Genomic DNA, 26,410 nt, shown 5'->3' with positions numbered 1-26,410 from the left:
CAGAGAATTCTGACCCATGGACTTTTCCCGTTTTTTCATCGACCGGCCGATCTTCGCCGCGGTGCTGTCGATACTGATTTTTGTCGCCGGGGTGATCGCCATTCCGCTGCTGCCGATCAGCGAGTACCCGGACGTGGTGCCGCCCAGCGTGCAGGTGCGCGCCGAATACCCGGGCGCCAACCCGAAAGAGATTGCTGAAACGGTGGCGACGCCGCTGGAAGAAGCGATCAATGGCGTCGAAAACATGATGTACATGAAATCGGTCGCCGGTTCCGACGGCGTGCTGGTGACCACCGTCACCTTCCGCCCGGGCACCGATCCCGATCAGGCGCAGGTGCAGGTGCAAAACCGCGTGGCGCAGGCCGAAGCGCGCCTGCCGGAGGACGTGCGCCGCCAGGGCATCACTACCCAGAAACAGTCTCCGGCGCTGACGCTGGTGGTGCATCTGGTATCGCCTTCCGGCAAGTACGACTCGCTGTACCTGCGCAACTACGCCACCCTGAAGGTCAAGGATGAACTGGCTCGCCTGCCGGGCGTCGGCCAGGTGCAGATCTTCGGCGCCGGCGAATACGCAATGCGCATCTGGCTCGATCCGAACAAAGTCGCCGCGCGCGGGCTGACCGCCTCCGACGTGGTGAGCGCCATGCAGGAGCAGAACGTGCAGGTCTCCGCCGGCCAGCTTGGCGCGGAGCCGATGCCGACGCGCAGCGACTATCTGCTGTCGATCAACGCACAGGGCCGCCTGCAAACCGAAGAAGAGTTCGGCAACATCATTCTTAAGAGCGGCGATAACGGCGAGATCGTGCGGCTGCGCGACGTGGCGCGCATCGAAATGGGTTCCGGAAGCTACGCGCTGCGCGCCCAGCTCAATAACAAGGATGCGGTCGGCATCGGCATCTTCCAGTCGCCGGGCGCCAACGCCATCGAGCTGTCGGACGCGGTGCGCGGCAAGATGGCCGAGCTGGCGACCCGCTTCCCGGACGGCATGAGCTGGAAATCGCCGTACGATCCGACGGTGTTCGTGCGCGATTCGATCCGCGCGGTGGTGGACACCCTGCTGGAAGCGGTGATCCTGGTAGTGCTGGTGGTCATTCTGTTCCTGCAGACCTGGCGCGCCTCGATCATTCCCCTGTTGGCGGTGCCGATCTCCGTGGTCGGCACCTTCGCCGCGCTGTATCTGCTCGGCTTCTCGCTCAACACCCTCAGCCTGTTCGGGCTGGTGCTGGCGATCGGCATCGTGGTGGATGACGCCATCGTGGTGGTGGAGAACGTCGAGCGCAACATCGAAGAGGGGCTGTCGCCGCTGGCGGCGGCGCACCAGGCGATGCGCGAGGTCTCCGGCCCGATCATCGCCATCGCCGTGGTGCTGTGCGCGGTGTTTGTGCCGATGGCGTTCCTCTCCGGCGTTACCGGCCAGTTCTACAAACAGTTCGCCGTCACCATCGCCATCTCGACGGTGATCTCCGCCATCAACTCGCTGACCCTGTCACCGGCGCTGGCGGCGCGCTTGCTGAAGCCGCACGGCGCGCCGAAAGATCTGCCGTCGCGCCTGATCGACCGGCTGTTCGGCTGGCTGTTCCGGCCGTTCAACCGCTTCTTCGCCAGCGGCTCGCAGCGTTATCAGCACGGGGTATCCCGCGTGCTGGGTCGACGCGGCGCAGTGTTCGTCGTCTACCTGCTGCTGCTGGTCGCCGCCGGGGTGATGTTCAAGACCGTGCCCGGCGGCTTTATCCCGACGCAGGACAAGCTGTATCTGATTGGCGGCGTGAAGATGCCGGAAGGCGCCTCGCTGGAGCGCACCGATGCGGTGATCCGCAAGATGAGCGCCATCGGCCTGAGCGTGGACGGCGTCACCGATGCGGTGGCCTTCCCCGGCCTGAACGCGCTGCAGTTCACCAATACGCCGAATACCGGCACGGTGTTCTTCGCGCTGGAGTCATTGAGCACCCGAACCCGCACCGCGGCGCAGATCAACGCCGAGATCAACGCGCGCATTTCGCAGATCCAGGAAGGGTTCGCCTTCTCGATCATGCCGCCGCCGATCCTCGGCATCGGCCAGGGTTCCGGCTATTCGCTGTACGTGCAGGATCGCGGCGGGCTGGGTTACGGCGCGCTGCAGACCGCGATCAACACGATGTCCGGCGCCATTATGCAAACGCCGGGCATGGGCTTCCCGATCTCCTCTTATCAGGCCAATGTGCCGCAGCTGGACGCCAAAATCGATCGCGACAAGGCCAAGGCCCAGGGGGTGCCGCTCAATGCGCTGTTCAGCACGCTGCAGACCTACCTCGGTTCGTCTTACATCAACGACTTTAACCGTTACGGCCGCACCTGGAAGGTGATGGCGCAGGCCGACGGCCAGTTCCGCGACAGCGTGGAAGACATCGCCAACCTGCGTACCCGCAACGACAAAGGCGAAATGGTGCCGATCGGCAGTATGGTCAGCATCGGCACGACCTACGGCCCGGATCCGGTGATCCGCTACAACGGTTTCCCGGCGGCGGACCTGATCGGCGACGCCGATCCGCGCGTCCTCTCCTCTACCCAGGCGATGAGCGCGCTGACGCAAATGGCCGGCAAGCTGTTGCCGAACGGCATGAACATCCAGTGGACCGATCTGAGCTACCAGCAATCGACCCAGGGCAACGCCGCGCTGGTGGTGTTCCCGGTCGCGGTACTGCTGGCGTTCCTCGCGCTGGCGGCGCTGTATGAAAGCTGGACGCTGCCGCTGGCGGTGATCCTGATCGTGCCGATGACCATGCTGTCGGCGCTGTTCGGCGTGTGGTTGACCGGCGGCGACAACAACGTGTTCGTGCAGGTCGGGTTGGTCGTTCTGATGGGGCTGGCCTGCAAGAACGCCATTCTGATCGTCGAGTTCGCCCGCGAGCTGGAAATGCAAGGCAAAGGCATCGTCGAGGCGGCGCTGGAAGCCTGTCGCCTGCGGTTGCGACCGATCGTGATGACCTCCATCGCCTTCATCGCCGGCACCATCCCGCTGATCCTCGGCCACGGCGCCGGCGCCGAAGTGCGCGGCGTCACCGGCATCACGGTGTTCTCCGGCATGCTGGGGGTCACGCTGTTCGGGCTGTTCCTGACGCCGGTGTTCTACGTCACCCTGCGCCGCCTGGTGGCGCGCAAAACGCAGACGCAGACGGCGTAATCCTCGTCTTAACATGCAAAAAGGTCGGGCATTGCCCGACCTTTTTTTATGCATCAGAACCGCGATTATTTATCGGCGGTTTCGGCCTCTTGCGCGGCGACGTATTCCGCACAGGCGCGCTTGTCGCCCCGCTCCAGTTCGGCCAGCGAGTCAGCCACGGTGTGGCGCGCCAGCACCGCGAGCGAAGCCTGCTCGGCCTCGTTCACCACCGATTTGAAATACCAACAGGCGTTGGCGCTCACCAGGCAGCGGGCCGGCACTTCAGGGCGTGAGGCCCAGATGCGCTTGTCGTCGATCACCGCCAGGTAGATATCCCGCAGGGTAATCTCTTCCGCCGGGCGGCCAAGGTGGATAGAGCCGTTTCGGCCCAGGGTGGAAACGATGATGCCGTCTTTGGTCAGCGGCACCATCAGTTTGCGGATAAAGCTCGGGTTAGCTTCCAGAGTGGCGGCGAGCGTGGCGCTCGTCGAACGCATGCCCTGCTTCTCAGCTACGGCGACGCTAAGGACCATTTGCAACGCTGTCGGAAAGCGAAAATCTAACATGTCGTTATCTCTGCGAGACGAAATACTCGGGTTTGGCCGGTGCGGCGATTAGCGCCGAACACACCGCTTAATCGCACAATAATATAACAAACGCGGGGGCTTTTTTGAAGTTTTGTCCAGTGATATCGCACGCAGACATTAGAACGATCGTCGAATTCGCGGGCAGACAAAAAGCAGAAACCCGCGTCAATGTTAACGCCGCTCGCTTAACCGAGTTAAACGATCAGAACTAACACTGCCCGCGGGTTTAATTCGAATGCGTCGATCAGGCTCTGTTCAGCACCAGTTGGCCGTTTTTATCCAATGGGATTTGGGTGCCCGGATCGTGATCCATGCGGATCTTGCCCTGCTGATTGCCGATCTTGTAGGTCACGTCATAGCCCAGCATTTTCTGAGACTTGTCGTAGACCGTTTTGCAACGCTGCTGAACGCTGGTGGTGACGTCGTTGTTCTGCATCGCCCCTTGCACCTGGTTACCGGCGTAGCCGCCGCCCAATGCGCCCACCACGGTCGCCACGTCGCGTCCGCGACCGCCGCCGAACTGGTGGCCGATCACGCCGCCCGCCACTGCGCCCAGCACAGAACCGGCGATGCGGTTTTCATCCTGCACCGGTGCACGGTGCGTGACGGTGACGTTGCGGCATTCCTGACGCGGCGTTTTGATGGTTTCTTTAATCGGCGTTGCGGCGAGCACCTGCGCATATTGCGGACCGGCAGAAAAGACGTCCAGGCTGGCTACCGCGGCAATCCCCAGAGCGGCAGCGATGCCAATCCCAACACCGGCTAACATTGACTTGTTCACAGGAAACCTCCTGAAAGTGTTACCACGCATTTTTTCCGGGTCTGTTACCGGCATGGCACCGCGCTTATTATTTTGCGCATGGGCGGCTTGCGGTATCCCGGTTTACGGCGTGCGCGACGCGCCGTCTGTAAACGAGGTAAAGTCTGCACAATGATTTGAGGGCTCGCAATAAGACAAGGGGACCAAAAATGCGGGAAAACGGCCGTTTTGCCGTTGTTTAGGAGGAATCTTAAGAATTTTACCCATGTCGGCGACAACTTATGCTGAAGAATCAAGCAACCGCCGCCGTTAGCCTCGCGCCGCCATAAAAAAACCCGCGCGGGCGAACCGGCGCGGGTTGATCGACAACGGCGGGATCAGTGCATCTTCAGGCGCGGGCGGATCACCCGGTTAATGCCGCCCACCAGCATCATCAGGCCGGTTTTGATGTAGCCGTGCAGCGCCACCTGGTGCATGCGATACAGCGAGATGTAGACGAAACGCGCAATGCGCCCTTCCACCATCATCGAGCCGCGCATCAGGTTGCCCATCAGGCTGCCGACGGTGCTGAAGCGCGACAGCGACACCAGCGAACCGTGGTCTTTGTACACGTAAGGCTTCAGCGTCTGGCCGTTCATCAGCGCCAGAATATTGGTGGCGCAGCGTGAGGCCATCTGGTGCGCCGACTGGGCGCGCGGCGGCACGAAACCGCCGCCCTCTTTCGGGCAAGAGGCGCAGTCGCCGATGGCGAAGATGTTCGGATCGCGCGTGGTCTGCAGCGTCGGCTCCACCACCAACTGGTTGATGCGGTTGGTTTCCAGGCCGCCGATGTCCTTCATAAAGTCCGGCGCTTTGATGCCTGCCGCCCACACCATCAGATCGGCGTCGATGAACTCGCCGCCCTTGGTATTCAGGCCTTTGGCGTCCGCGCTGGTCACCATGGTGTTGGTCAGCACGCGCACGCCCAGCTTGATCAGCTCCTGGTGCGCCGCAGCGGAAATGCGCGGCGGCAGCGCCGGCAGAATGCGCTCGCCGGCTTCGACCAGCGTCACGTTGAGCGCGCTGTTGTCCAGGCCTTCAAAACCGTAGCTGTGCAGCTGTTTCACCGCGTTGTGCAGTTCGGCGGACAGTTCAACGCCGGTGGCGCCGCCGCCGACGATGGCGATGTTGACCCGCTCTTTTTGCCCCGGCTGCGCCGAGAACTTCAGGAACAGGTTAAGCATTTCGTTGTGGAAACGACGTGCCTGATGCGGGTTATCCAGGAAGATGCAGTGCTCTTTCACGCCCGGCGTACCGAAATCGTTTGAGGTGCTGCCCAGCGCCATCACCAGGATGTCGTACGGCAGTTCGCGCGCCGGCACCAGCTCGCCGCCCTGCTCGTCGCAGATCTGCGCCAGCTGCAGCGTTTGCGTCTCGCGGTTGATGTTGGTCAACGACCCCAGCTGGAAGCTGAAATGGTGATTGCGCGCGTGCGCCAGGTAGCTGAGCGCATCCACGCCGTCATCGAGGGAGCCGGTCGCCACTTCGTGCAACAGCGGTTTCCACAAATGGCTGTGGTTGCGATCCACCAGCGTGATCTCGGCTTTGTTCTTGCGGCCAAGTTTATGGCCCAGGCTGGTCGCCAGCTCCAGACCACCGGCGCCGCCGCCGACAATAACGATTTTCTTCTTTGGCGTTGTCAAAATAACCCCCTAAATGTGAACCATTTGTTATCTCAGGGTAAATAAATAATATCCTTAGAATACATAGGGTTCGCGTAAAATAAATCGGCTCTCTGCAGCCAGAATAGCATGTGAGGTTATTTGGTCATACCAAAATTGACGTACATCAATTTTATTTGGTTAAAGGCTGGACGAGGGCATTTTTTGGGGATTGCGATTCAAATAGTTAGCGCTGAGTCACAGTTTTAAATTTTGCCGATTGCCACGCAAAATCTGGCTTTGGCGCACAAAAAAGCCGCACTTTCCGTCGGTGAAAAACGGGGAGCGCGGCTCGCGGCAGCGTTATGAAACTGTTAACCCAGCGCCTTGAACGCCTTGAGCCGCTGCAGATGCGGCGAGATGTTTTTGAACTTGTGCGTCTGCTGTTCATCCCACACGATCTCGTAGTAGTGATGCAGCAATTCGGCGCTGCGCCGGTTATCCAGCACCTCGTCGTGGCGCGACAGCACCACCAGACAGCGATCGCGGTTTTTCTCGCGGAAATCCTCCACGCACTTGGTGGCGATATCGCGATACTCTTCCGGCCGGTCTATCTTGCCGTGCATGTGCTCTTCCGGGTACAGGTTGGGATTGAACATCGCCTGGCGAATGCCGCACAGGAAGCCGATGCGCTCCGCCCAGAAGCCGCCGAGGCCGACCCCGCAGATCAACGGGTGCGCATCGCCGCCCTGCTGCACCGCCTTGTCCACCTCTTTCAACAGATGCTGCATGTCGTGACGCGGGTGCAGCGTGCTGTAGCTGATAAAGCGCACATCCGGATCGATAAACTGCAGCTGTAACACCTTTTCATGATTGCCGGGACTGGTGGAATCGAAGCCGTGCAAATAGATAATCATGTGGATCCTCGCAACAAGCCAAGGGCCGCGGGCGCGGCCCTCATCATTTCCGCTCCGCGCCGCGATGCGGCGCCTGGGTTCACCCTTGCGAACGCTGCTTGTGCTCCTCCCAGCGTTCGCTCAGCGCGCTGAGCGCCTTGTGCGCCTGCTGCCAGCGCTCGGAGTCGCGCAGTTCCTGACGGGTGAACTGACCGCGATGATATAACCGCTTCACCTTCTCTGCTTTGACCGGGGACAGGTTATCCAGCACGCTGACCGCACCTTCGCGGTGGTTGCACACCAGGATCATGTCGCAACCGGCATCCAGCGCCGCCTGGCCGCGCTCGGCGTAGCTGCCCATGATGGCGGCGCCTTCCATCGACAGATCGTCGGAGAAAATCACGCCGTCGAAGCCCAGCTCCTGACGCAGGATCTGCTGCAGCCAGTACGGCGAGCCGCTGGCCGGACGCGGGTCCGCTTCAGTATAGATGACGTGAGCCGGCATGACGGCGTCCAGCAATTGACGATTGATCAGCTCGCGGAAGATCGCCATGTCATGCTCGCGGATCTGCGCCAGCGGCCGCGGATCGCGCGGGGTTTCCTTGTGCGAATCGGCGCTGACGGCGCCGTGCCCCGGGAAGTGCTTACCGGTGGTTTTCATGCCGGCGCTGCGCATGCCGAGGATAAAGCGTTCCGCCATCGCCAACGCCTGCTGCGGATCGCTGTGGAACGAACGCTCGCCGATCGCCGCGCTGGCATGGCCGATGTCCAGCACCGGCGCAAAGCTGATGTCGATATCCTGCGCGATCATCTCCGCCGCCATCAGCCAGCCGGCCTCCTGCGCCAGGCGGCCGCCTTCTTGCGCATCGTTCAAGGCGGCGAACGATTGCGCCGCCGGCAAGCGGGTGAAGCCTTCGCGGAAGCGCTGCACGCGCCCGCCCTCCTGATCCACGGCCACCACCAGCCGATCGTGCGATTCGGCGCGGATCTGGCGCACCAGCTCACGCAGCTGCTCCGCATCGTGGAAATTACGGGTAAACAGGATCAATCCGCCAACCAGCGGGTGTTTCAGAATCTCGCGTTCTTCTGCATCCAGCTCGTAGCCGGCGACATCTAGCATTACTGGGCCCACGGGCACCTCACTTCATATTGTTCGTTCAGAATTCGGATGATGATAAACAGAATTGCCGGCGCAGCGCCGCGCCCCAGCGCAAAAATTCAACGTCGCCGCTCTGCTGCCAGCGCACTTCAAACCACAGCAGCATCAGATAATCCACCCACGGCAGCCAGCGCTGCACCTGGGCCTGCAGCCGGGCGACGTCGTGATAGCCCTGACGCGCGTAGTGCTGCAAAAAGCGCTGCTGCGGCTCAGCCGCCCAGCCGTTGCCGCGAAACAGCGCGGCGATATCCAGCGCCACATCGCCGTCGGCGGCATACTCCCAGTCGATCAGCCGCAGCCCCTCGCCGGTCGCGAGCAAATTGCCCGGGTGGATGTCCATGTGCAGCGGTGCCAGGCGTAATGGCCGCGGCGGCGCGCAGCGTAAGAAATGACGCTGCCAACGCAGCCAGGCGGGGGTTAGACGCCGCCCATCCAGCTGCTGCCAGTAACGAATGAACTGCCGCCGCAGATCCAGCCGGTAACCGCTGAGCGGCCGCCGATGCAACGTCGTCGCCATCGCCGCCAGCTCGCCGCGTTGATTCAGCGCGTCAAACTCAGCTTCTGTGACGATGTCACCTTCAAGCCATTCAAGGACAAGCCACTGATTATTCTGCGCGAAAACCCGTGGCCCCAGCCCCGACGCGCAGCGACGCAAGACCCGTGCTTCCCGCCGTCTGCTCACGCCCAGCGCGCGTTTCTCCGCGCTGTTTTGCCGCGCCAGCAGCGTGATGTCCGATCCGTCGATGCGCCAGCTCTCGCCGGTCAGCCCCTGCACCGGGCTGAAATGACAACCGGCGGTATTCACCGCCGGCAGTCTGGTTTCCATCAGTTGTCGCAGCGCGGCCTCAGCGTTTAACGGCGCCATTGCCCGACCAGACGATCTCGCCGGTTTGCACCAGCATCAACTGCATATCCAGCGCCGGCGACTTCACGTCGCCGCTGACGTCGCTGTACAGCACGTACTGCGCGCCGACTATGCGCGCCAGGCCAATCGCCTTGCTGCGCGAACCGAAGCTGTCATCCGCCGACAGGCCCAGCGTTTGTCTGGCGCTGGTCAGCTTCACTTCCGGCACCACGCTGAAGGTGGAGTTCGACGCCAGCGCCTTATACAGCGCCGCGGTGGCTTTGCCCATCTGCAGCGAGCCGTTGGTGTTGTTCTTGACGCTATCCAGCAGCAGCACGCTGCCGGCCGTGACGCCATCGGCCTTGAGCATCTGATTCACCAGCGGCTGAACGCTGCCCAGCCAGTCAAGCTGCTGGATTTTCGGCGGCTGCGGCACCGGCTCGGTGGTTGGCGGCTGCGGCTGCTCGACCGGCGGCGTCGGCTGTTCCGGTTCGACGGTGACCGGTGGCAACGGCTGATCCGGCTCAGGCGGGCGCGACAGACAGCCGCTCAGGGTGAATGCGGCCAGCGCCACTAAGACGTACTTTTTCATGCTTTTTCTCCAAACCTGGCAAGCGCTTACAGGTACAGATACAGACGCGCGCTTTTAGCTTCCAGATTACCGTTAATCGAGTAGATTTTGGCGTCCGAGTTAGGCGCCACGACGATCTCACGCGGTTTCTCGAAGGGGCGAATATCCAGCCCCTGCGCGTCGTACCAATAGAAACGATAATGCACGGTGACCGGCGTCGGTTGGCTGTTATTGAGCACCGAAGTCGCCATCACCCGCCCGGAAGCGTTCGAGACAGAGGGCGTATCGGCAAAAATGCCGGCGGTCAGCACCGAAGGATCCATCACCACCGTTTGCCCCCGGTTAACCGCGATGCCGGATGGCGAACTGCACCCCATCAGCAACGCGGCGGGCAGCGCCAACGCCATCAGACAACGCAGAGTTTTTTTACCGCGCATGATTTCCTCGCTTAACGTGACAGCAGCGGCCCCAGCGAGCGGCCACCGACCAGGTGCATATGAATATGATAGACCTCCTGACCGGCGTGGCGGTTGCAGTTGACGATCAGGCGGTAGCCGTCCTCGGCGATGCCTTCCTGTTCGGCGATTTTCGCCGCGGCGGTGATCATGCGGCCCAATGCGGCCTCATGCTCCACGGTCACGTCGTTGACGGTTGGGATCAGCACGTTGGGAACGATCAGCACATGGGTGGGCGCCTGGGGGGAGATGTCACGGAAAGCGGTGACCAGTTCATCCTGGTAAACCACATCAGCAGGGATTTCGCGGCGGATAATTTTACTGAAAATCGTTTCTTCGGCCATCTGGCGTTCCTTGTTTTACACAATTAGCTGTACGCAGTATGAGTGACAAATTCTACTGCTTTCAACCTGATTGCGCACTTTCCACGTCGAGTGCTGCAGATTCGCGCAGCCCGGCCCCCCGCTTGTGCATCTTTTCACTTTGGTTATTCACTAATGTTGCTTTACTTGCCCCGCGCCGCCGCCAATAGTAACCCCATGATTAACAAAGGATCTAGGGCGTTATGTTACCGAGAATTTCGGCGCTGTGCGCGCTGTTGCTGAGCGCCGCCGTGCAGGCGGCTCCGTCGGGCGGTATCGACCTGCAGGCTAACCGAGAGCCGATACACACGGAGAAAAACCCCGCCGCTATCGCGCTGATCCCGGCGGACTTTCACTTCGCGGTGCCCGGCAAGCTGACGGTGGCGGTAGCATTCGAGAACTCGCCGCCGCTGGCGCTGTTCGCCGAAGACAATAAAACGCTGATCGGCAGCGATCCGGACATCGCCCGCCTGGTGGCCGACAGCCTCGGGCTGGAGCTGAATCTGGTGCCCACCTCCTGGGAAGATTGGCCGCTGGGCATCAGCGCGGGCAAATACGATGCGGCGATCTTCAACATCGCCGTCACCAAACAGCGCAAAACCAAATTCGACTTCGCCACCTACCGGGTGGATACGCTGGGCTTTTACGTCAAATCCACCAGCCACATCACCGCGATCAATCGCCCGCAGGACGTGGCCGGGCTGCGGATCATCGTCGGATCCGGCACCAATCAGGAAAACATTCTGCTGGGATGGGATAAGCAGAACCGCGCCGCCGGGCTGCCGCCGGTACAGCCGATCTACGTGACCGACGACGCCGCCACCAACCTCAGCATTCAGTCCGGGCGCGCCGATGCGTTCTTCGGCCCCCACTCCACCGGCGCCTACAAGGCGGCGCTGACCGGCAAAACCAAAATGGTCGGCATCGGCCCCAACGTGGCCTACGTCGCGGTCACCACCAAAAAAGGCAACGGATTGGTGAACGCCGTCAACGCCGCGATCAATGGTGCGATCGTCAGCGGCGAATATGCGCAGGTGCTGGAACGCTGGGGCGAAGGCGACGAAAAGGTCGAGCGTTCAACCATCAACCCGCCGGGCATCGGCGACTAACCGCCGATCAGCTGCGGGGCATGCCGACGCATCCACTCGGCCAGCGAGTCCAGCGTCGGCCGCAGCGATTTGCCCAGCGCGGTGACCTGATACTCCACCCGCGGCGGCACTTCGGGATACACCTGCCGCGTCACCAGACCGCGTTGTTCGAACAGCCGCAGCTGGCGCGTCAGCTCTTTTTGCGCGATGGGTGCCACCGCCCGCTGCAGCTCGCTGAATCGCACCGGGCCATCGATTATGATCAGCCGGTACAGGATGGGTATCGCCCATTTGCCCGACACCAGATTGACGAAGTCCACCATCGGGCAGGGTTCCCCCGCCGTCGGCAACGTCGCCAAATTATTTTCCGCCGTTAAGGGCGCTTGCGTCGTCATTTCATCCCACCTCGCCCTTTAGTATCCAAAAGGTGCCTACTATGCAAAAGGAACTATAGCGCAAATAATGCCGCAACAGACGCTAAAGAGGAATCGGTTATGTCACGACTGCAAGGCAAATACGCATTGATTACCGGCGGCACCAGCGGCATCGGGCTGGAAACCGCCCGCCAGTTCATCGCCGAGGGCGCAACAGTGGCGATCACCGGCCGCAGCCAACGCGCCCTGGACGCTGCAGGCCAGGCATTGGCGGGCAACGCGCTGCTGCTGCTGAGCGACGCCGGCGACATCCCACAGCAGCGCGCGCTGGCGCAGCAGTTGGAGCAACGGTGGCCGCGGCTGGACGTGCTGTACGTTAACGCCGGCGACGTCACGCATCGCCCGCTGCAGGAGTGGGATGAGCAGAGCTATCAGCGGCTGATGGACATCAACCTGAAGGGGCCGTTCTTTTTGATCCAGGCGCTGCTGCCGCTGCTGGCCAACCCTTCTTCGGTGATCCTGTGCGGTTCGATCAGCGCCCATATCGGCCTGCCGCAGAGCAGCGCCTACGCCGCCAGCAAAGCCGGTTTGTTATCTTTGGCCAGAACGCTCTCCGGCGAGCTGCACGCGCGCGGCATTCGCGTCAACGGCCTCAGCCCCGGCCCGACCGAAACCCCGGCGCTGGGTAAGCTGGGGCTGGCGGAAGCGGATGAGCGGGCCTTGCGCGACGATATCCGCGCGCTGGTGCCGATCGGCCGCATGGGCAGCGCGTTGGAGCTGGCCAAAGCGGCGGTGTTTCTGGCGGCGGATGAGTCGGCCTTTATGGTCGGCGCCGAGCTGCAGATGGACGGCGGCGTGGGGAATCTTTAACTATCGCGCAGCACAATAAGGCCGCTTATGCGGCCTTTATCAGGTGCCACTCAGCTCACCCCTTGAATCGGGTTGGTATTAAAGGTGTAGACTACGATCTTCCACTGCCCCTGCTGTTTCTCCAATACAAATACTTCACGATTTAAATCGATCAGGGTGGCACCGTCGCTTATTCGGGTGACCGTTGCGCCGCGATGATGGTGCGTGCGTACATAGGCCATATTACCGTTCACGCTAACGCTGTCATACACGAACTCGGTTTCAAATTTCTCTTTCTTAAATAGGTCGTCATATTGTTGGCGGCGCTTTTCATTGCTGTCCGCCGTCGGCCTTTCGTTCCACTGCGAATAACTTTGTGGTGCAAAAAGTGACAAAATAGTTTGAGTATCGCCGGCATTAAGCGCTGTCTGATATCGGTTTATCAGCTGATAAACCGCCTTCTGCTCAGCCGCAACGCCCGCATCAGCGGAAACCCTGTAACTTTGTGGCGCGGCCTCGCTGCCTACGGCATACGTTTGGCCGCACAAGCCTGCTCCCGCCAATAACAATACGGCAGTTAACTTTCTCATATAAATATCCTCTTCGGCGTTATTTCATTATGGCAATACAGGATGCGATTTCAGATGAATAAAAACGCTGAAAATAAACTATCCAATGCCGCGTTAAATTGACAGCCGGCATATTTAAAAATACTCTTTTAATAATTTAAATAATTGAAGCCGTTAACATGAATGAACTGCATGCGCTACGCGTGTTCTGCCAGGTGGTAGAAATGGAGGGGTTCAGCCAGGCGGCAACCAAAATGGGGCTCTCCCCGGCCAGCGTCACGTACAGCATCAATCAGCTTGAAAAACAGTTCGGGCAGCCCCTCTTCAAACGCTCAACCCGGCGCTTCTCCCTGACCAGCGCCGGGGAGCGTTGCTACCGCACCGCGCAGGCGATACTGCAGCAGTTTGACCGGCTGAAAAACGACCTGTCGGGCGACTTTGAACAACCGCGCGGACCGCTGCGGGTCGAGATAGCCTCGATGCTCAGCAGCATGCATATCGCCCCGGCGCTGCCGGCTTTTTTGGCACAATACCCGGAATTGCAGCTCAGCGTGTCGGTCAGCGATCGCTTGGTCAATCCGGCGGAAGATCGCGCCGACGTATTTATTCGCATCGGCGCCGGCGACATCCCCGAGATGGTCAGCCGTCAATTGCTGCAACCACGCTATCTGTGCTGTGCGTCTCCCGATTATTTTACGCGCCACGGCCGGCCGGAACACCCAAAACAACTGCAACAGCACCAGCGGCTGGGATTTATCCGTTCAGGCGCGGCGGCGGCGGATGACTGGCAGTTCATTCGCGGCGACGAACGCTACTCTCTGGCGCCCAGCCCGCTGTTGAGCTTTAACCATTCCCAATCGCTGTGCGAGGTTGCCAGGAATCACCTCGGCCTGGTTTACTTGCTGGATTGCACGCTGGAAAATTATCTGAAGACGGGGGAATTGGAGCCGATACTGCAGGAGTGGGCGCCCACCGGGGCGCCGATCAATATTCTCTATCCGCGCCTGCGGGATCGCAGCCACAAAATTCGGGTCTTCGTCGACTTCATCAGCGAGCTGTTCGCCGAAAAATTCGCCAGGCCCTGATCGCGCAGCTCACCCCAATCCAGGGATATCGACGCCGAAAGTCTGCAGCAACAACACCGCGTTGAGCAGCACGATCACCACCGTGCCGACCACCGCCGCCAGACTGGTCCAGCGGCCGTTGGCGAACTCGCCCATGATGTCGCGGCGGCGGGTGAACATCACCAGCGCGATCATCGGCGCCGGCAGCGCCAAACTCAGCACCACCTGGCTGTAAACCAGCGCGTCGGTGGCGTTGACGCCCATCGCCACCACGATAAACGCCGGCACCATGGTCACCAGGCGGCGCACCCACACCGGAATGCGGAAACCGACGAAGCCCTGCATGATCATTTGCCCGGCCATGGTGCCCACCACCGAACTGGAAATGCCGGAGGCGATCAGCGACGCCAGGAAGATACCGGCCGCCGCCGCGCCGAACAGTGGCGTCAGCGTATGGTAGGCGGTGCCGATTTCGGCCACGTCGCTGTTACCGGCGTGGAAGGCGCTCGAGGCCATGATCACCATCGCAATATTCACCAGCCCGGCCAGCGCCAGCGCGATCACCACTTCAATATTGGAAAAGCGCAGCAGCTTGCGCCGCTCGCCGTTGTCGCTGGCCGGGCTGCGGTGCTGGGTCAACCCCGAGTGCAGGAAAATGGCGTGCGGCATCACGGTGGCGCCGATAATGCCGACGGCAATGGTCAGCGCCTGCGCGTCGGGCAACTGCGGCGTCACCATGCCGATGCCGGCCGCCTGCCAATCCACCGGTACGATGAACATCTCCACCAGGTAGCACAGCGCGATGATGCCCACCAGGCCGCCGATCATCAGTTCAACCGGACGAAAACCTTTTTTCTCCACCATCAGCAGCGCATAGGTGATCACCGCCGTCACCCCCATGCCCGCCAGCAGCGGCATGTGGAACAGCAGCGCCAGCGCGATCGCCCCGCCGAGAAACTCCGCCAGATCGGTGGCCATCGCCGCCACTTCGCTGAGCAGCCACATGCCGATCACCACCGGCCGTGAAAACTGGTCGCGGCACATCTCCGCCAGATTGCGGTTGGTGACGATGCCGAGCTTGGCCGACAGCGCCTGGAACAGCATGGCGATCAGGTTGGCCATCACCACCACCCACAGCAGGCTGTAGCCGTATTTCGCCCCGGCCTGGATGTTGGTGGCGAAGTTACCGGGATCCATATAGGCGATAGAGGCAATCACCGCCGGGCCGGCGAACAGCAGCGGCGTGAAGGCGCCGCGCTTGCGCCCGGCAAGGGCGGCGCCAATCGCGATGTTTGTCCGTTCGGTTAACGATGAGGGGGTTGCCGCGTCTCGCATGAAGTACCCTTAATCTTTTACTGGTTATTTTTCCACCGTTCATGCTGACAATGTAGCATCGGCTACACTTTATGCAACAGGCGAAATTAATGGGCTTTGTGTAGAGATATTTCTAACTACCACAATGCATGGCATCGAATTGATAATGTGTGCTATTTGGACTAACTTAGGGCAACCCTCCCCGCATTGCCGGGAGACGCCATTTTTATGCTTACAGGACGCCCCACGCTATGGTTACCCGCGCGCCAGATAACGCCGACCGCCACGCCCAGACCGACATGCCGGACGAGGCCGAGCACGCCCTGCGTTTTAGCCGCGCCCGCGAAGCGCAGTCCAATGCGCTGATCGAAGATTACGTTGAGCTGATCGCCGATTTGCTGCAAAGCACCCGTGAAGCCAGAACCACCGATATCGCGCGCCGCTTCGGCGTCTCTCACCCGACGGCGATCAAAAATATCGCGCGGCTCAAAAGCGCCGGGCTGGTGGAATCGCGCCCTTATCGCGGGGTGTTTTTAACGGAGGAAGGCGAGCAACTGGCGCAGAAGGTGCGCCGCCGTCACCGCATCGTGGTCGATCTGCTGATGTGCCTCGGGGTGCCGAGCGAAACCGCCGAGCTGGACAGCGAAGGGATTGAACACCATATTTCGGACGAAACGCTGGCGGTGTTCGAGCATTACCTGCAAAAACATGCCAAACCCTGACTCCCGGAGCACCGATGAGCTACGCCGTGCAGCAAGTCTACGATCAGCGCCTGGTGGTATTCGCCGAAGCCGGGCCGATGTTGAAAAGCGAAAACGACGTCAGCCTGTTTATCGCGCCCGCCTTTGAACACGAGGCCGGGATGATTGCCCTCCCCGTCAGCCGCCTCGACGCCGCCTTCTTCCAGCTGAGGAGCGGCATGGCCGGCGCCGTATTGCAGAAATTCATCAACTACCGCCTGCGTGTGGCCCTGCTGGGCGATATCACCCCTTGGTTAGCGCAAAGCAACGCGCTGCAAGACTTTGTGCGCGAAGCCAATCGCGGCGAACAGGTCTGGTTCCTCCCTTCTCTCGCCGAACTCGAACAGCGCCTTGGCGCCTGACGAAAGGCAATAAAAAAGGGAGGCTTTCGCCTCCCTTGGTAACTCCCCTGCCTGAATCAGTGATTACGGATATATTCGTCCATATCGGTTTTCAGGTTGTCAGACTTGGTGCCGAAGATGGCCTGCACGCCAGAGCCAGCGACGACTACGCCAGCTGCGCCCAGTTTCTTCAGGCCCGCCTGGTCAACTTTGGACACGTCGGCCACGCTGACGCGCAGACGGGTGATGCAAGCATCCAGGTTAGTGATGTTTTCTTTACCGCCGAAGGCCTGAACCAGCGCTGCGGACATTTCGGAACCGCCCTGCGCAGTCTGCTCGGCAGCGGTGTCTTCACGGCCCGGGGTTTTCAGATCCAGCTTGGCGATCAGCACGCGGAAGATGGTGTAGTACACCAGACCGTAGATGATGCCGACGATTGGGAACAGCCAGATTTTGCTGCTGTTGCCGCTCAGTACGATAAAGTCGATCAGGCCGTGCGAGAAGCTGGTGCCGTCACGCATGCCCAACAGAATGCAGATTGGGAACGCCAGACCGGCCAGGATAGCGTGGATCACGTACAGGATCGGCGCAACGAACATGAAGGAGAACTCGATCGGCTCGGTGATACCGGTCAGGAACGAGGTCAGCGCGGCGGAGATCATGATGCCGCCGACTTTCGCGCGGTTTTCCGGCTTGGCCGAGTGCCAGATGGCGATGGCCGCAGCAGGCAGACCGTACATTTTGAACAGGAAGCCGCCGGACAGTTTGCCCGCGGTCGGGTCGCCCGCCATGTAGCGAGGGATATCACCGTGGAATACCTGGCCCGCCGCGTTGGTGAATTCACCAATTTGCATTTGGAACGGTACGTTCCAGATGTGGTGCAGACCGAACGGCACCAGAGCACGCTCAACCACGCCGTAAATGCCGAAGGCTACAACCGGGTTCTGATAAGCCGCCCACTGCGAGAAGGTCTGGATAGCCGTACCGATCGGTGGCCAGATGAAGGACAGCACTACGCCCAGAACGATCGCCGCCAGACCGGAAATGATCGGCACGAAACGCTTACCGGCAAAGAAGCCAAGGTATTCCGGCAGTTGAATGCGGAAGAAGCGGTTGAACATATAGGCCGCGATGGCGCCGGAGATAATCCCCCCGAGCACACCGGTATCCGCCAGGTGTTTGGCCGCAATCTCTTCAGCCGGCAGGTGCAGCACCAGCGGCGCAACCACCGCCATGGTTTTCACCATGATGCCGTAAGCCACCACCGCCGCCAGCGCGGAAACGCCGTCGTTGTTGGTGAAGCCCAAGGCGACGCCGATAGCGAAAATCAAAGGCATGTTGGCGAAGACCGAACCGCCCGCTTCCGCCATCACGTGGGAGACTACCGCAGGTAGCCAGCTAAAGTTGGCGGAGCCGACGCCCAGCAGGATACCTGCGATAGGCAACACGGACACCGGCAGCATTAGCGATTTACCTACTTTTTGCAGGTTTGCAAATGCGTTCTTGAACATAGTTGAGTGTGCTCCTGAGTAATAATGCTTTGCTACTTCTTGTCGCGATTGGTCGCGCTGCAAGGGGGGGAGAAAAACCCCTGCAATTCAGGGTGTCTGAGCACCCCTTGAATTTATTACGCAGAGTAAAATAAATAGCCTGCGCAATGTTTGATGACAATCACGTTTCGATGATCGAGCCGCAGCAACTTTGCATAAACCGGCTGTTTTTTGGCAAAAAAGGCCAAAAAATACGCACCGAACAACCTGAAACGGGAGGGAACCTTACCCGTTTCAGTGATTAATTACGAGCTCAAAAAAAATTATGCAGACAATGACCTACAGCTATAGCCTAGGTCAAAGATCACAGATCGAGGTGAAATAAGCGTGAAAAGTTGGCGGTGGTCGCTTCGGCCAGTTGTTCCAGGCTAACGCCCTTCAATATCGCCATGTATTCAGCCACATCACGCACATAGGCGGGTTGGTTTTCTTTGCCGCGATGCGGCACCGGCGCCAGATAAGGCGAGTCGGTTTCCACCAGAATGCGGTCCAGCGGCACATAGCGGGCTACTTCACGCAGCTGTTCGGCATTGCGGAAGGTCACGATGCCGGAGAAAGAGATGTAAAAGCCCAGATCCAGCAAAGCTTCGGCGGTGGCCAGATCTTCGGTGAAGCAGTGCAGTACGCCGCCGCAGTCCTGTGCGTTCTCTTCACGCAGGATCGCCAGCGTATCCGCGCGCGCATCGCGGGTGTGGACGATCACCGGCTTGTTCAAATCCCGGCCGATGCGGATATGCTCGCGGAAAGAGTCCTGCTGCAGCTCAAGGTTGTCTTTCTGGTAGAAGTAATCGAGCCCGGTCTCCCCCAGCGCCACCACCTGCTCCGCCGCCGCCAGGCGACGCAGCTCGGCATAATCATAGCCTTCTTCCAGGTTGAGCGGATGCACCCCGCAGGAGAAGGCCACATCGTCGCGCTGGCCGATCAGTTCGGTCATGGAACGGTAGCCCGGCAGCGTGGTGGCGACCGCCAGCACATAGCCGACGTCGCGCGCTTTGGCCTTGGCCAGCGCATCGTCCACATTCTGGTGCAGCGTTTGATAATCCAGGCCGTCAAGGTGGCAATGAGAATCGACTAACAACATAATTTTTAACTCTTTTACTTTACAGCGAATGAGGTTGGGAATAGCCGGCGGCGCCGAGCATCTGTTCCCAGCGAAGTAACTGTTCGGTCAGCAGCAGCTCGCGATTGACGCCCACCACGCTGAGCAGCTGGTGACGGCAGTTCAGCCACTGCTGCACGATCTGCTGCAGCGAGGCGCTGCTCAGCAGGCTGGCCAACTGGTGCACCAGCGGCTGCTGATCCTGATTCAACACATAGTGATGCGCGCCCTGTTGCCACTTCATCGCGTCCACCAGCAGCGCGCACAGCCAGTGCAGGCGCTCGGCGACGTCTTCGTGGTTTAACGTCGGCAGCAGCGACAGCATATCGCGCTGCGGTAGCGCGGCGCTCAATGCGGCGCACAGGGCGCCGCGCTGTTGCCACTGCTGCGGCTGCAACAGCTGTTCGGCGGCCAGCGGCGCGCCATCGTGCAGGCGCAGCGCCGTGAGGCGGTCCGTCTGAGAGCCCGCCGCCTGTCGGCCCAGCCACTGCAGGCTGAGCTGCTCCTCCGGGCTGGCCAAATGCCAGTACAGGCAGCGGCTGCGCAGCGTCGCCATCAGCCGCGACGGCTCACGGCACCCCAGCAGGAAATAGGTTTTCTCCGGCGGCTCCTCCAGCGTTTTCAACAGCGCGTTGGCCGCCGCCTCGGTCAGCTGTTCCGCCTGCGGCAGCCAAATCACCTTGGCGCCGCCCTGCTGCGCGTGGGCGTACAGCTTCTCAATCACCTGGCGAATCGGTTCGATCCCCAGGCTGCTCTTGCCCTTTTCCGGCGCCAGCACGTGATAATCCGGGTGGTTACCCGCCAGCATCAGCCGGCAGCTATGGCACTCACCGCAGCTTTTTTCACCGTTGCGCTGCTGACAGATCAACCGACGGCTCAGGCCGTAGGCCAGCGCATCGTCACCGTTGCCCGCCGCAGCGTGCAGCAGCAGCGCATGATGGCCGCGGCCCTCGGCGTACTGCCCAACCAGCTGGCGATAAGGGCCATTCAGCCACGGATACCAGTTCATTATGCGCCTTCCTGCTGCCGCAGCCACTGGCTGACGCAGTCGCGGATCGCCGCCGTCACCTGTTCCAGCGGCTGGGCCGCGTCGACGGTGACGATGGTTTCATCCTGCGCCGCCAGCTCGAGATAACGCGCGCGGGTGCGTTCGAAGAACGGCAGCGCCTCCTGTTCGATGCGATCCAGCTGGCCGCGCGCCTGCGCGCGTTGCAGGCCGACCAGCGGCGGCAGATCGAGATAGACCGTCAGGTCCGGCCGGAAATCCCCCAGCACGGTGTCGCGCAGCGAGGTCATCAGCTGCGGATCCACGCCACGGCCGCCGCCCTGATAGGCTTGTGAAGAGAGATCGTGGCGATCGCCCACCACCCAGGCGCCGCGCGCCAGGGCGGGTTTGATCACGGTTTCCACCAACTGCACGCGCGCAGCGTACAGCATCAAGACTTCGGCCTTGATGGTCGGCAATTCGCCGTCTATGCCGCGCTTGAACAGGTCGCGCAGCTTCTCCGCCAACGGCGTGCCGCCAGGTTCACGGGTGAAGACGATGTCATTGATGCCATGTTCACGCAGCACATTGACTACCGTGTCGCGCGCGGTGGTTTTGCCCGCGCCTTCCAGCCCTTCGATAACAACGAATTTACTTTTCATTCTTTTCCTTTAACGCCTGACGGTACACGCGCACCGCCTGGTTATGGCTCGCCAGATTGGTGGTGAAGGTATGCCCACCCTTGCCGTCGGCGACAAAATAGAGATAAGGCGTTTTAGCCGGATTGGCGGCCGCTTGCAGCGAGGCCTCGCCCGGCATGGCGATCGGCGTTGGCGGCAGGCCGGCGATCACATAGGTGTTGTAAGGCGTCGGCGTCTCCAGATCCTTGCGCGTGATGTTGCCATTATAGCTTTCGCCCATGCCATAGATCACCGTCGGATCGGTCTGCAGACGCATGCCGATGCGCAAGCGGTTGACGAACACCGACGCCACCTTGCTGCGCTCTTCCGGCACCGCGGTCTCTTTCTCGACGATCGATGCCATGGTCAGCAGCTCTTCCGGCGTTTTGTACGGCAGACTGGTGTCGCGGCCGTCCCAGGCGGCCTGCAGCGCTTTATTCATGCGGGCGTGGGCGCGCTTGAGCAGCGCGATGTCGCTCATGCCGGCGGTATACTGGTAGGTATCCGGGTACAGCCGCCCTTCCGGGGTTTCTCCTGCAGCAATGCCGAGCGCGGCGGCGATCTCCGCGTCGCTTTTGCCCGCCAGAGTGTGTTTCAGGTATTTGGACTGCTGCAGCACCTGCTGCCAGTCACGCAGACGTGAGCCTTCGATAAAGCGCGCGGTGAACTGCGCCTCTTTGCCGCTGGCCAACAGTTTCAGCATCTGGCGCACCGTCATGCCCGGCGTAAACCGGTAGGTACCGGCCTTGAACTCCGCCAGCTCCGGTTCAAGTTTCAGCAGCCACTGGAACCAGCGGCCGCTGCGCACCAGTTTATCGCGCACCAGTAACCCTTCCAGCGCCACCCGGCCGGTGCCGGCAGGCAGTTTGAATATAGTCTCTTGCTGGATAGCCAGCGGCGTATCGGCAAAGCGTTCGATCTTCTGGTAGCCCCAAAACAGCAGCGCCAATGCCAGAACAACAATAACAGACAGGACCTTCAGCTTTCTTTTCTTCATCAATCAGCCATGGTTAACAGTGTGGACGCAAAAAATCATACAGCTGGCGCGAGTGATAACGCCATGATTGAGCAACGTTTACCGGCAGCAGCGGCATCAGCGCGTTGCTCACCATGACTTCGTCGGCATCGGCCAGCGTCTCCAGCGGCTCGCTGACGCAGTACAGACGGTATTCCGATCCCGCCAGCAGCGCGATCACTCGTCGCCGCATCAGCCCGGCGACGCCCGCCTGGCTCAGGTCAGGGGTAAACACCGCTTTTCCCTTACGCCAGAACAAATTAGCCGCACAGCATTCCACCAGCATACCGGCAGTGTCAAGCACCAGCGCCTCGTCGGCGGCCATCTGGTCAAGATGCGCGCGGATCAGCACCTGCTCCAGGCGGTTCAAATGCTTCAACCCCGCCAGCAGCGGATTGCGCGCCAGCGCCACCGGGCTGAGCGCAAGCGTGATGCCCTGCTCGCGCCACTGCAAATAGTGCGCAGGGTAGCTGCTGCGGGCGACGATGCGCGTCGGGTTTTCGCACCCCGTCGGGCTGTAGCCTCGTCCACCGCTGCCGCGCGTCAGTATCGCTTTGACCACGCCGAGCGAAATTGATTCTGCCGCCTGCGCCATCTCGCGCTCGAAAGCCGGCCAATCGGTGGCGGGCAGCATCAGCCGTTGGGCCGCCTGCTGCAGCCGCTCCAGATGCCAGGGCAGCAGCTCGATTTTACCGTCGATAACCCGGGCGGTAGTAAAGCAGCCGTCGCCGAACTGCAGACCACGATCGCTCGGCGCCAGCGCATCGTGGCGTTGTCCGTTAATCCAGTACATGCTTCCTCCTGTTGCCGGGTGATTTCATTACGTCCGCAGAATAGCAGGCGGCGAGGCAATACGCAGCCCTGCTGACGGCCGGACGCCAGGCGTAAAAAAGCCCGGTTAAAAAACCGGGCTTTTCATCAGCGAATAACCGCGCGAGTTACACTCGGCGGAAGATCAGCGAGCCATTGGTGCCGCCGAAGCCGAAGGAGTTACACAGGGTGTACTCCATATCGCTCACCTGACGCGCTTCGTGAGGCACGAAGTCCAGATCGCAACCTTCATCCGGGTTATCCAGGTTGATGGTCGGCGGTACCGCCTGATCGCGCAGCGCCAGCACGGTGAAGATGGACTCGATCGCGCCCGCCGCGCCCAACAGGTGGCCGGTCATCGATTTGGTCGAGCTCACCAGCACGCGCTGGGCATCAGCGCCGAACACAGATTTCACCGCCTGCGCTTCCGCCTGGTCGCCCGCCGGCGTAGAGGTGCCGTGTGCGTTGATGTAACCGATTTGTGACGGAGTCACACCGGCGTCAAGCAGGGCATTTTCCATCGCCAACGCAGCGCCAGCGCCGTTTTCTGGTGGTGACGTCATGTGATAAGCATCGCTGCTCATCCCAAAGCCAACCACTTCGGCGTAAATTTTCGCGCCGCGTTTTTTCGCGTGTTCGTACTCTTCCAGCACCATCATGCCGGCGCCGTCGCCCAGCACGAAGCCGTCGCGGTCTTTATCCCACGGACGGCTCGCCGCCTGCGGGTTGTCATTACGGGTGGACAGGGCGCGCGCTGCGCCAAAGCCGCCGACGCCCAATGGGGTGCTGGCTTTCTCTGCCCCACCGGCCAGCATCACATCCGCATCATTGTAAGCAATGATACGCGCGGCATGGCCGATGTTGTGTACACCTGAAGTACAGGCGGTGGCGATAGAAATGCTTGGGCCACGCATGCCGTACATGATTGTCAGGTGACCTGCAATCATATTCACAATGGTGGAAGGCACGAAGAACGGACTGATTTTCCGTGGGCCACCGTTAACCAGTGAACTGTGGTTTTCTTCAATCAAACCCAGGCCGCCGATGCCAGAACCGATCGCGGCTCCAATGCGGCTGGCGTTAGCCTCGGTGATGTCCAGACCTGCATCCTGCATGGCTTGCATGCCGGCAGCGATACCGTACTGGATAAAGGCGTCCATCTTGCGCGCATCTTTGCGAGAGATGAAATCCTCAGAATTAAAATTCTTTACCAGGCCAGCAAACTTGGTCGCATAGGCAGTGGTATCGAAATGGTCGATCAGGCTGATGCCACTCTGACCGGCAAGAAGAGCGTTCCACGTGGACTCTACCGTATTGCCGACAGGAGACAACATGCCCAGTCCGGTCACAACTACTCGACGCTTAGACACGTTTGTCCTCCAGGGAGGGAAAAATATGACACTAGGGATAGAAAAAACTTAGGCGGTCGAACGACCGCCTAGATATGTTCTCTTACTGCTGGCTAGCGTTGATGAAATCAATAGCTGCCTGAACAGTAGTGATCTTCTCAGCTTCTTCGTCTGGAATCTCGGTGTCGAATTCTTCTTCCAGTGCCATTACCAGCTCAACGGTGTCAAGAGAATCAGCGCCCAGATCTTCAACGAAAGAAGCGTTGTTCAAAACTTCTTCCTGTTTAACACCCAGTTGCTCAACAATGATTTTCTTAACGCGTTCTTCGATAGTGCTCATACTCTTAAATTTCCTATCAAAACTCGCTTTCGCGATGGTTTTCGTAGTGTATAAAATGCTGAAAAAGATGCAACTAAATCCCGGCTGGTCAAACCACGATTTTACGCTATTTTGCGGTTTTTGCCTCAAATAACGCAAATGGTTTTCACATTTTTTAAATCATGTACATGCCGCCATTGACATGTAACGTTTCACCGGTGATATAGCCGGCCTCATCAGAGGCCAAAAATGCAACAGCGCTGGCGATTTCTTTAGCATCGCCCAGCCGGTTGGCTGGAACTGATGACAAAATGCCTGCGCGTTGATCATCTGTCAACGCCCGTGTCATGTCCGTCTCAATAAAGCCAGGTGCCACGACGTTGACCGTAATGCCACGAGAAGCAACTTCACGTGCCAAAGATTTGCTAAAACCAATCAGACCGGCTTTAGCCGCCGCGTAGTTCGCCTGCCCTGCGTTCCCCATGGTGCCGACAACGGAACCGATGGTGATGATACGGCCAAACCGCTTTTTCATCATAGCGCGCATTACCGCTTTTGACAGGCGGAATACGGAAGTCAGGTTAGTGTCGAGGATATCCTCCCACTCATCATCCTTCATACGCATCAGCAGGTTATCACGCGTAATGCCGGCATTATTCACTAAAATGTCGATTTCGCCAAATTCGGCGCGAATCGATGCCAGCACGCTGTCGATAGATTGCGCATCAACAACGTTCAACATAAACCCTTTGCCGTTTGCGCCCAGGTAGCCGCTGATCGCTTCAGCGCCGCTCTCGCTGGTCGCGGTGCCGATAACTTTGGCGCCGCGGGCCACAAACGTTTCTGCAATAGCTCGGCCAATACCGCGGCTCGCGCCGGTGACCAGAACGATTTTACCTTCGAAGCTCATCATTTTCCTCTTTATTGTTCAAGCGCCGCCGACAGGCTGGCGGTGTCGTTCACCGCCGCAGCCGTCAGGGTGTCAACAATACGTTTAGTGAGACCGGTCAGCACTTTGCCCGGCCCCACTTCCAGCAGCGACGTCACTCCCTGTGCTGCGATAAATTCTACGCTCTCGGTCCAACGCACCGGGCTGTACAGCTGACGCACCAGCGCGCTGCGGATCGCTTCAGGATCGTTTTCGGTGCGTACGTCGACGTTGTTCACCACCGGCACCTGAGGCGCGTTGAAGGTGATATCCTGCAGCGCCACGGCCAACTTGTCGGCGGCCGGTTTCATCAGCGCGCAGTGCGAAGGTACGCTCACCGGCAGCGGCAGCGCACGTTTGGCGCCCGCCGCTTTACAGGCGGCGCCTGCACGTTCAACCGCTTCTTTATTGCCGGCAATAACCACCTGGCCCGGCGAGTTGAAGTTGACCGGAGAAACCACCTGACCCTGCGCGGACTCTTCGCACGCCTTGGCGATCGCGTCGTTGTCCAGGCCGATGATGGCGTACATAGCGCCGGTGCCTTCCGGCACCGCTTCCTGCATCAGCTTGCCGCGCAGCTCGACCAGGCGGATCGCCGCCTTGAAGTCCAGCACACCGGCGCAGACCAGCGCCGAGTATTCGCCCAGGCTGTGGCCCGCCATCAATGCGGGCGCTTTACCGCCCTGCTGCTGCCACACGCGGAAAATCGCCACGGAAGCCGCCAGCAGAGCCGGTTGGGTCTGCCAGGTCTTGTTCAACTCTTCCGCCGGGCCTTGCTGCACCAGCTGCCACAGGTCGTAACCCAGCGCGGAAGAGGCCTCACCGAAAGTCTCTTCGACGATCGGGAACTGCGCGGCCAATTCGGCCAGCATGCCAACGGCCTGCGACCCCTGGCCCGGGAAAACAAAAGCAAATTGCGTCAT

The 26,410-nt window shown here is 60.3% G+C and carries 28 protein-coding genes; 6 read left to right on the top strand and 22 right to left on the bottom strand.

Features of this window, described 5'->3' with window-relative positions; translation table 11 throughout:
* Positions 1-16: 16 nt before the first annotated feature.
* Positions 17-3,160, top strand: a complete 3,144-nt coding sequence (gene sdeB / locus J9788_RS01670; RefSeq protein WP_042784219.1) for a multidrug efflux RND transporter permease subunit SdeB — start codon at positions 17-19, stop codon at positions 3,158-3,160.
* 65 nt (positions 3,161-3,225) lie between these two features.
* Here sdeB and J9788_RS01665 read toward each other — a convergent pair whose 3' ends face one another.
* The 9 genes from J9788_RS01665 to hinT form a co-directional block, all read right to left on the bottom strand.
* Positions 3,226-3,705: an Rrf2 family transcriptional regulator gene (locus J9788_RS01665; protein ID WP_046899281.1), complete on the bottom strand. Its 480-nt coding sequence runs from the start codon at positions 3,703-3,705 to the stop codon at positions 3,226-3,228.
* Positions 3,706-3,970: 265 nt separating this feature from the next.
* Positions 3,971-4,507, bottom strand: a complete 537-nt coding sequence (locus J9788_RS01660) for a glycine zipper 2TM domain-containing protein (RefSeq protein WP_004928798.1) — start codon at positions 4,505-4,507, stop codon at positions 3,971-3,973.
* A gap of 356 nt (positions 4,508-4,863) precedes the next feature.
* The gene (locus tag J9788_RS01655; protein ID WP_004928794.1) at positions 4,864-6,168 is read right to left on the bottom strand and encodes an NAD(P)/FAD-dependent oxidoreductase; all 1,305 of its coding nucleotides are present in this window, start codon (positions 6,166-6,168) and stop codon (positions 4,864-4,866) included.
* Between the two features lie 332 nt (positions 6,169-6,500).
* A complete protein-coding gene (ycfP, locus tag J9788_RS01650; RefSeq protein WP_015377468.1) occupies positions 6,501-7,043 on the bottom strand; it encodes an alpha/beta hydrolase YcfP in 543 nt (180 codons plus the stop codon).
* A gap of 79 nt (positions 7,044-7,122) precedes the next feature.
* Positions 7,123-8,142: a beta-N-acetylhexosaminidase gene (gene nagZ, locus J9788_RS01645; RefSeq protein ID WP_182264693.1), complete on the bottom strand. Its 1,020-nt coding sequence runs from the start codon at positions 8,140-8,142 to the stop codon at positions 7,123-7,125.
* A 37-nt stretch (positions 8,143-8,179) separates the two neighbouring features.
* Entirely contained in the window at positions 8,180-9,046 is an 867-nt protein-coding gene (thiK, locus tag J9788_RS01640) for a thiamine kinase (protein ID WP_182264694.1), read from the bottom strand.
* A complete protein-coding gene (gene lpoB, locus J9788_RS01635) occupies positions 9,027-9,617 on the bottom strand; it encodes a penicillin-binding protein activator LpoB (protein WP_182264695.1) in 591 nt (196 codons plus the stop codon). The genes thiK and lpoB overlap by 20 nt, the downstream gene beginning before the upstream one ends.
* A gap of 26 nt (positions 9,618-9,643) precedes the next feature.
* A complete protein-coding gene (locus J9788_RS01630; RefSeq protein WP_025302428.1) occupies positions 9,644-10,033 on the bottom strand; it encodes a YcfL family protein in 390 nt (129 codons plus the stop codon).
* 11 nt (positions 10,034-10,044) lie between these two features.
* The gene (gene hinT, locus J9788_RS01625; RefSeq protein ID WP_004928776.1) at positions 10,045-10,395 is read right to left on the bottom strand and encodes a purine nucleoside phosphoramidase; all 351 of its coding nucleotides are present in this window, start codon (positions 10,393-10,395) and stop codon (positions 10,045-10,047) included.
* A 221-nt stretch (positions 10,396-10,616) separates the two neighbouring features.
* Here hinT and J9788_RS01620 point away from each other — a divergent pair, with 221 nt between their 5' ends.
* Positions 10,617-11,522: a transporter substrate-binding domain-containing protein gene (locus J9788_RS01620; RefSeq protein ID WP_182264696.1), complete on the top strand. Its 906-nt coding sequence runs from the start codon at positions 10,617-10,619 to the stop codon at positions 11,520-11,522.
* On the opposite strand, the gene J9788_RS01615 is transcribed toward J9788_RS01620, so the two are convergent.
* Positions 11,519-11,896: a helix-turn-helix domain-containing protein gene (locus J9788_RS01615; RefSeq protein ID WP_080350253.1), complete on the bottom strand. Its 378-nt coding sequence runs from the start codon at positions 11,894-11,896 to the stop codon at positions 11,519-11,521. The two genes, J9788_RS01620 and J9788_RS01615, sit on opposite strands and share 4 nt — an antisense overlap.
* Positions 11,897-11,995: 99 nt before the next feature.
* Between J9788_RS01615 and J9788_RS01610 the strand changes: the two genes are divergently transcribed.
* Entirely contained in the window at positions 11,996-12,745 is a 750-nt protein-coding gene (locus J9788_RS01610) for an SDR family oxidoreductase (RefSeq protein ID WP_182264697.1), read from the top strand.
* 50 nt (positions 12,746-12,795) lie between these two features.
* Here J9788_RS01610 and J9788_RS01605 read toward each other — a convergent pair whose 3' ends face one another.
* A complete protein-coding gene (locus tag J9788_RS01605; RefSeq protein WP_046899273.1) occupies positions 12,796-13,314 on the bottom strand; it encodes a DUF4440 domain-containing protein in 519 nt (172 codons plus the stop codon).
* Between the two features lie 158 nt (positions 13,315-13,472).
* Between J9788_RS01605 and J9788_RS01600 the strand changes: the two genes are divergently transcribed.
* The gene (locus J9788_RS01600; RefSeq protein ID WP_046899272.1) at positions 13,473-14,378 is read left to right on the top strand and encodes a LysR family transcriptional regulator; all 906 of its coding nucleotides are present in this window, start codon (positions 13,473-13,475) and stop codon (positions 14,376-14,378) included.
* A gap of 9 nt (positions 14,379-14,387) precedes the next feature.
* Here J9788_RS01600 and J9788_RS01595 read toward each other — a convergent pair whose 3' ends face one another.
* Positions 14,388-15,692, bottom strand: a complete 1,305-nt coding sequence (locus J9788_RS01595) for an Nramp family divalent metal transporter (protein WP_046899271.1) — start codon at positions 15,690-15,692, stop codon at positions 14,388-14,390.
* Between the two features lie 230 nt (positions 15,693-15,922).
* On the opposite strand from J9788_RS01595, the gene mntR reads away from it, so the two are divergent.
* Positions 15,923-16,393: a manganese-binding transcriptional regulator MntR gene (gene mntR / locus J9788_RS01590; protein WP_016928182.1), complete on the top strand. Its 471-nt coding sequence runs from the start codon at positions 15,923-15,925 to the stop codon at positions 16,391-16,393.
* Between the two features lie 14 nt (positions 16,394-16,407).
* On the top strand, positions 16,408-16,773 hold the full coding sequence (locus J9788_RS01585; RefSeq protein ID WP_046899270.1) for a DUF4180 domain-containing protein: 366 nt from the start codon (positions 16,408-16,410) through the stop codon (positions 16,771-16,773).
* 56 nt (positions 16,774-16,829) lie between these two features.
* Here the strand turns inward: J9788_RS01585 and ptsG are convergent, their stop codons facing one another.
* The 10 genes from ptsG to fabD all read right to left on the bottom strand — a co-directional run bounded on the left by ptsG (position 16,830) and on the right by fabD (position 26,410).
* The gene (ptsG, locus tag J9788_RS01580) at positions 16,830-18,263 is read right to left on the bottom strand and encodes a PTS glucose transporter subunit IIBC (protein WP_019455831.1); all 1,434 of its coding nucleotides are present in this window, start codon (positions 18,261-18,263) and stop codon (positions 16,830-16,832) included.
* Positions 18,264-18,606: 343 nt separating this feature from the next.
* The gene (locus tag J9788_RS01575; protein WP_182264698.1) at positions 18,607-19,383 is read right to left on the bottom strand and encodes a metal-dependent hydrolase; all 777 of its coding nucleotides are present in this window, start codon (positions 19,381-19,383) and stop codon (positions 18,607-18,609) included.
* 19 nt (positions 19,384-19,402) lie between these two features.
* On the bottom strand, positions 19,403-20,410 hold the full coding sequence (holB, locus tag J9788_RS01570) for a DNA polymerase III subunit delta' (RefSeq protein ID WP_182264699.1): 1,008 nt from the start codon (positions 20,408-20,410) through the stop codon (positions 19,403-19,405).
* A complete protein-coding gene (gene tmk / locus J9788_RS01565) occupies positions 20,410-21,048 on the bottom strand; it encodes a dTMP kinase (protein ID WP_182264700.1) in 639 nt (212 codons plus the stop codon). The genes holB and tmk overlap by 1 nt, the downstream gene beginning before the upstream one ends.
* Positions 21,038-22,063 carry an endolytic transglycosylase MltG gene (gene mltG / locus J9788_RS01560; protein WP_182264701.1) on the bottom strand — a complete coding sequence of 342 codons (1,026 nt, stop codon included), beginning with the start codon at positions 22,061-22,063 and terminating at the stop codon, positions 21,038-21,040. The genes tmk and mltG overlap by 11 nt, the downstream gene beginning before the upstream one ends.
* A gap of 13 nt (positions 22,064-22,076) precedes the next feature.
* Positions 22,077-22,874, bottom strand: coding sequence for an aminodeoxychorismate lyase (gene pabC, locus J9788_RS01555; protein ID WP_182264702.1), 798 nt, complete (start codon positions 22,872-22,874; stop codon positions 22,077-22,079).
* Positions 22,875-23,019: 145 nt separating this feature from the next.
* Positions 23,020-24,261, bottom strand: coding sequence for a beta-ketoacyl-ACP synthase II (gene fabF, locus J9788_RS01550; RefSeq protein ID WP_033642685.1), 1,242 nt, complete (start codon positions 24,259-24,261; stop codon positions 23,020-23,022).
* An 82-nt stretch (positions 24,262-24,343) separates the two neighbouring features.
* Positions 24,344-24,580, bottom strand: a complete 237-nt coding sequence (acpP, locus tag J9788_RS01545) for an acyl carrier protein (protein WP_004719003.1) — start codon at positions 24,578-24,580, stop codon at positions 24,344-24,346.
* A 154-nt stretch (positions 24,581-24,734) separates the two neighbouring features.
* Positions 24,735-25,469 carry a 3-oxoacyl-ACP reductase FabG gene (fabG, locus tag J9788_RS01540; RefSeq protein ID WP_004928729.1) on the bottom strand — a complete coding sequence of 245 codons (735 nt, stop codon included), beginning with the start codon at positions 25,467-25,469 and terminating at the stop codon, positions 24,735-24,737.
* Positions 25,470-25,480: 11 nt separating this feature from the next.
* Complete coding sequence (gene fabD / locus J9788_RS01535) at positions 25,481-26,410, bottom strand: ACP S-malonyltransferase (protein ID WP_033650742.1); 930 nt, start codon at positions 26,408-26,410, stop codon at positions 25,481-25,483.

The sequence above is a fragment of the Serratia sp. X10 genome, assembly GCF_017811775.1.
Lineage (GTDB): Bacteria > Pseudomonadota > Gammaproteobacteria > Enterobacterales > Enterobacteriaceae > Serratia > Serratia ureilytica.
This window is presented reverse-complemented; position numbering and strand designations above follow the sequence as displayed.

What these genes read in the sequence shown, in the direction of transcription:
- sdeB (WP_042784219.1), top strand. Translation starts at nt 17, where the DNA reads ATGGACTTTTCCCGTTTTTTCATCGACCGGCCGATCTTCGCCGCGGTG.
- J9788_RS01665 (WP_046899281.1), bottom strand. Translation starts at nt 3,705, where the DNA reads ATGTTAGATTTTCGCTTTCCGACAGCGTTGCAAATGGTCCTTAGCGTC.
- ycfP (WP_015377468.1), bottom strand. Translation starts at nt 7,043, where the DNA reads ATGATTATCTATTTGCACGGCTTCGATTCCACCAGTCCCGGCAATCAT.
- nagZ (WP_182264693.1), bottom strand. Translation starts at nt 8,142, where the DNA reads ATGCTAGATGTCGCCGGCTACGAGCTGGATGCAGAAGAACGCGAGATT.
- thiK (WP_182264694.1), bottom strand. Translation starts at nt 9,046, where the DNA reads ATGGCGCCGTTAAACGCTGAGGCCGCGCTGCGACAACTGATGGAAACC.
- lpoB (WP_182264695.1), bottom strand. Translation starts at nt 9,617, where the DNA reads ATGAAAAAGTACGTCTTAGTGGCGCTGGCCGCATTCACCCTGAGCGGC.
- J9788_RS01630 (WP_025302428.1), bottom strand. Translation starts at nt 10,033, where the DNA reads ATGCGCGGTAAAAAAACTCTGCGTTGTCTGATGGCGTTGGCGCTGCCC.
- hinT (WP_004928776.1), bottom strand. Translation starts at nt 10,395, where the DNA reads ATGGCCGAAGAAACGATTTTCAGTAAAATTATCCGCCGCGAAATCCCT.
- J9788_RS01620 (WP_182264696.1), top strand. Translation starts at nt 10,617, where the DNA reads ATGTTACCGAGAATTTCGGCGCTGTGCGCGCTGTTGCTGAGCGCCGCC.
- J9788_RS01615 (WP_080350253.1), bottom strand. Translation starts at nt 11,896, where the DNA reads ATGACGACGCAAGCGCCCTTAACGGCGGAAAATAATTTGGCGACGTTG.
- J9788_RS01610 (WP_182264697.1), top strand. Translation starts at nt 11,996, where the DNA reads ATGTCACGACTGCAAGGCAAATACGCATTGATTACCGGCGGCACCAGC.
- J9788_RS01605 (WP_046899273.1), bottom strand. Translation starts at nt 13,314, where the DNA reads ATGAGAAAGTTAACTGCCGTATTGTTATTGGCGGGAGCAGGCTTGTGC.
- J9788_RS01600 (WP_046899272.1), top strand. Translation starts at nt 13,473, where the DNA reads ATGAATGAACTGCATGCGCTACGCGTGTTCTGCCAGGTGGTAGAAATG.
- J9788_RS01595 (WP_046899271.1), bottom strand. Translation starts at nt 15,692, where the DNA reads ATGCGAGACGCGGCAACCCCCTCATCGTTAACCGAACGGACAAACATC.
- mntR (WP_016928182.1), top strand. Translation starts at nt 15,923, where the DNA reads ATGGTTACCCGCGCGCCAGATAACGCCGACCGCCACGCCCAGACCGAC.
- J9788_RS01585 (WP_046899270.1), top strand. Translation starts at nt 16,408, where the DNA reads ATGAGCTACGCCGTGCAGCAAGTCTACGATCAGCGCCTGGTGGTATTC.
- ptsG (WP_019455831.1), bottom strand. Translation starts at nt 18,263, where the DNA reads ATGTTCAAGAACGCATTTGCAAACCTGCAAAAAGTAGGTAAATCGCTA.
- J9788_RS01575 (WP_182264698.1), bottom strand. Translation starts at nt 19,383, where the DNA reads ATGTTGTTAGTCGATTCTCATTGCCACCTTGACGGCCTGGATTATCAA.
- holB (WP_182264699.1), bottom strand. Translation starts at nt 20,410, where the DNA reads ATGAACTGGTATCCGTGGCTGAATGGCCCTTATCGCCAGCTGGTTGGG.
- tmk (WP_182264700.1), bottom strand. Translation starts at nt 21,048, where the DNA reads ATGAAAAGTAAATTCGTTGTTATCGAAGGGCTGGAAGGCGCGGGCAAA.
- mltG (WP_182264701.1), bottom strand. Translation starts at nt 22,063, where the DNA reads ATGAAGAAAAGAAAGCTGAAGGTCCTGTCTGTTATTGTTGTTCTGGCA.
- pabC (WP_182264702.1), bottom strand. Translation starts at nt 22,874, where the DNA reads ATGTACTGGATTAACGGACAACGCCACGATGCGCTGGCGCCGAGCGAT.
- acpP (WP_004719003.1), bottom strand. Translation starts at nt 24,580, where the DNA reads ATGAGCACTATCGAAGAACGCGTTAAGAAAATCATTGTTGAGCAACTG.
- fabG (WP_004928729.1), bottom strand. Translation starts at nt 25,469, where the DNA reads ATGAGCTTCGAAGGTAAAATCGTTCTGGTCACCGGCGCGAGCCGCGGT.
- fabD (WP_033650742.1), bottom strand. Translation starts at nt 26,410, where the DNA reads ATGACGCAATTTGCTTTTGTTTTCCCGGGCCAGGGGTCGCAGGCCGTT.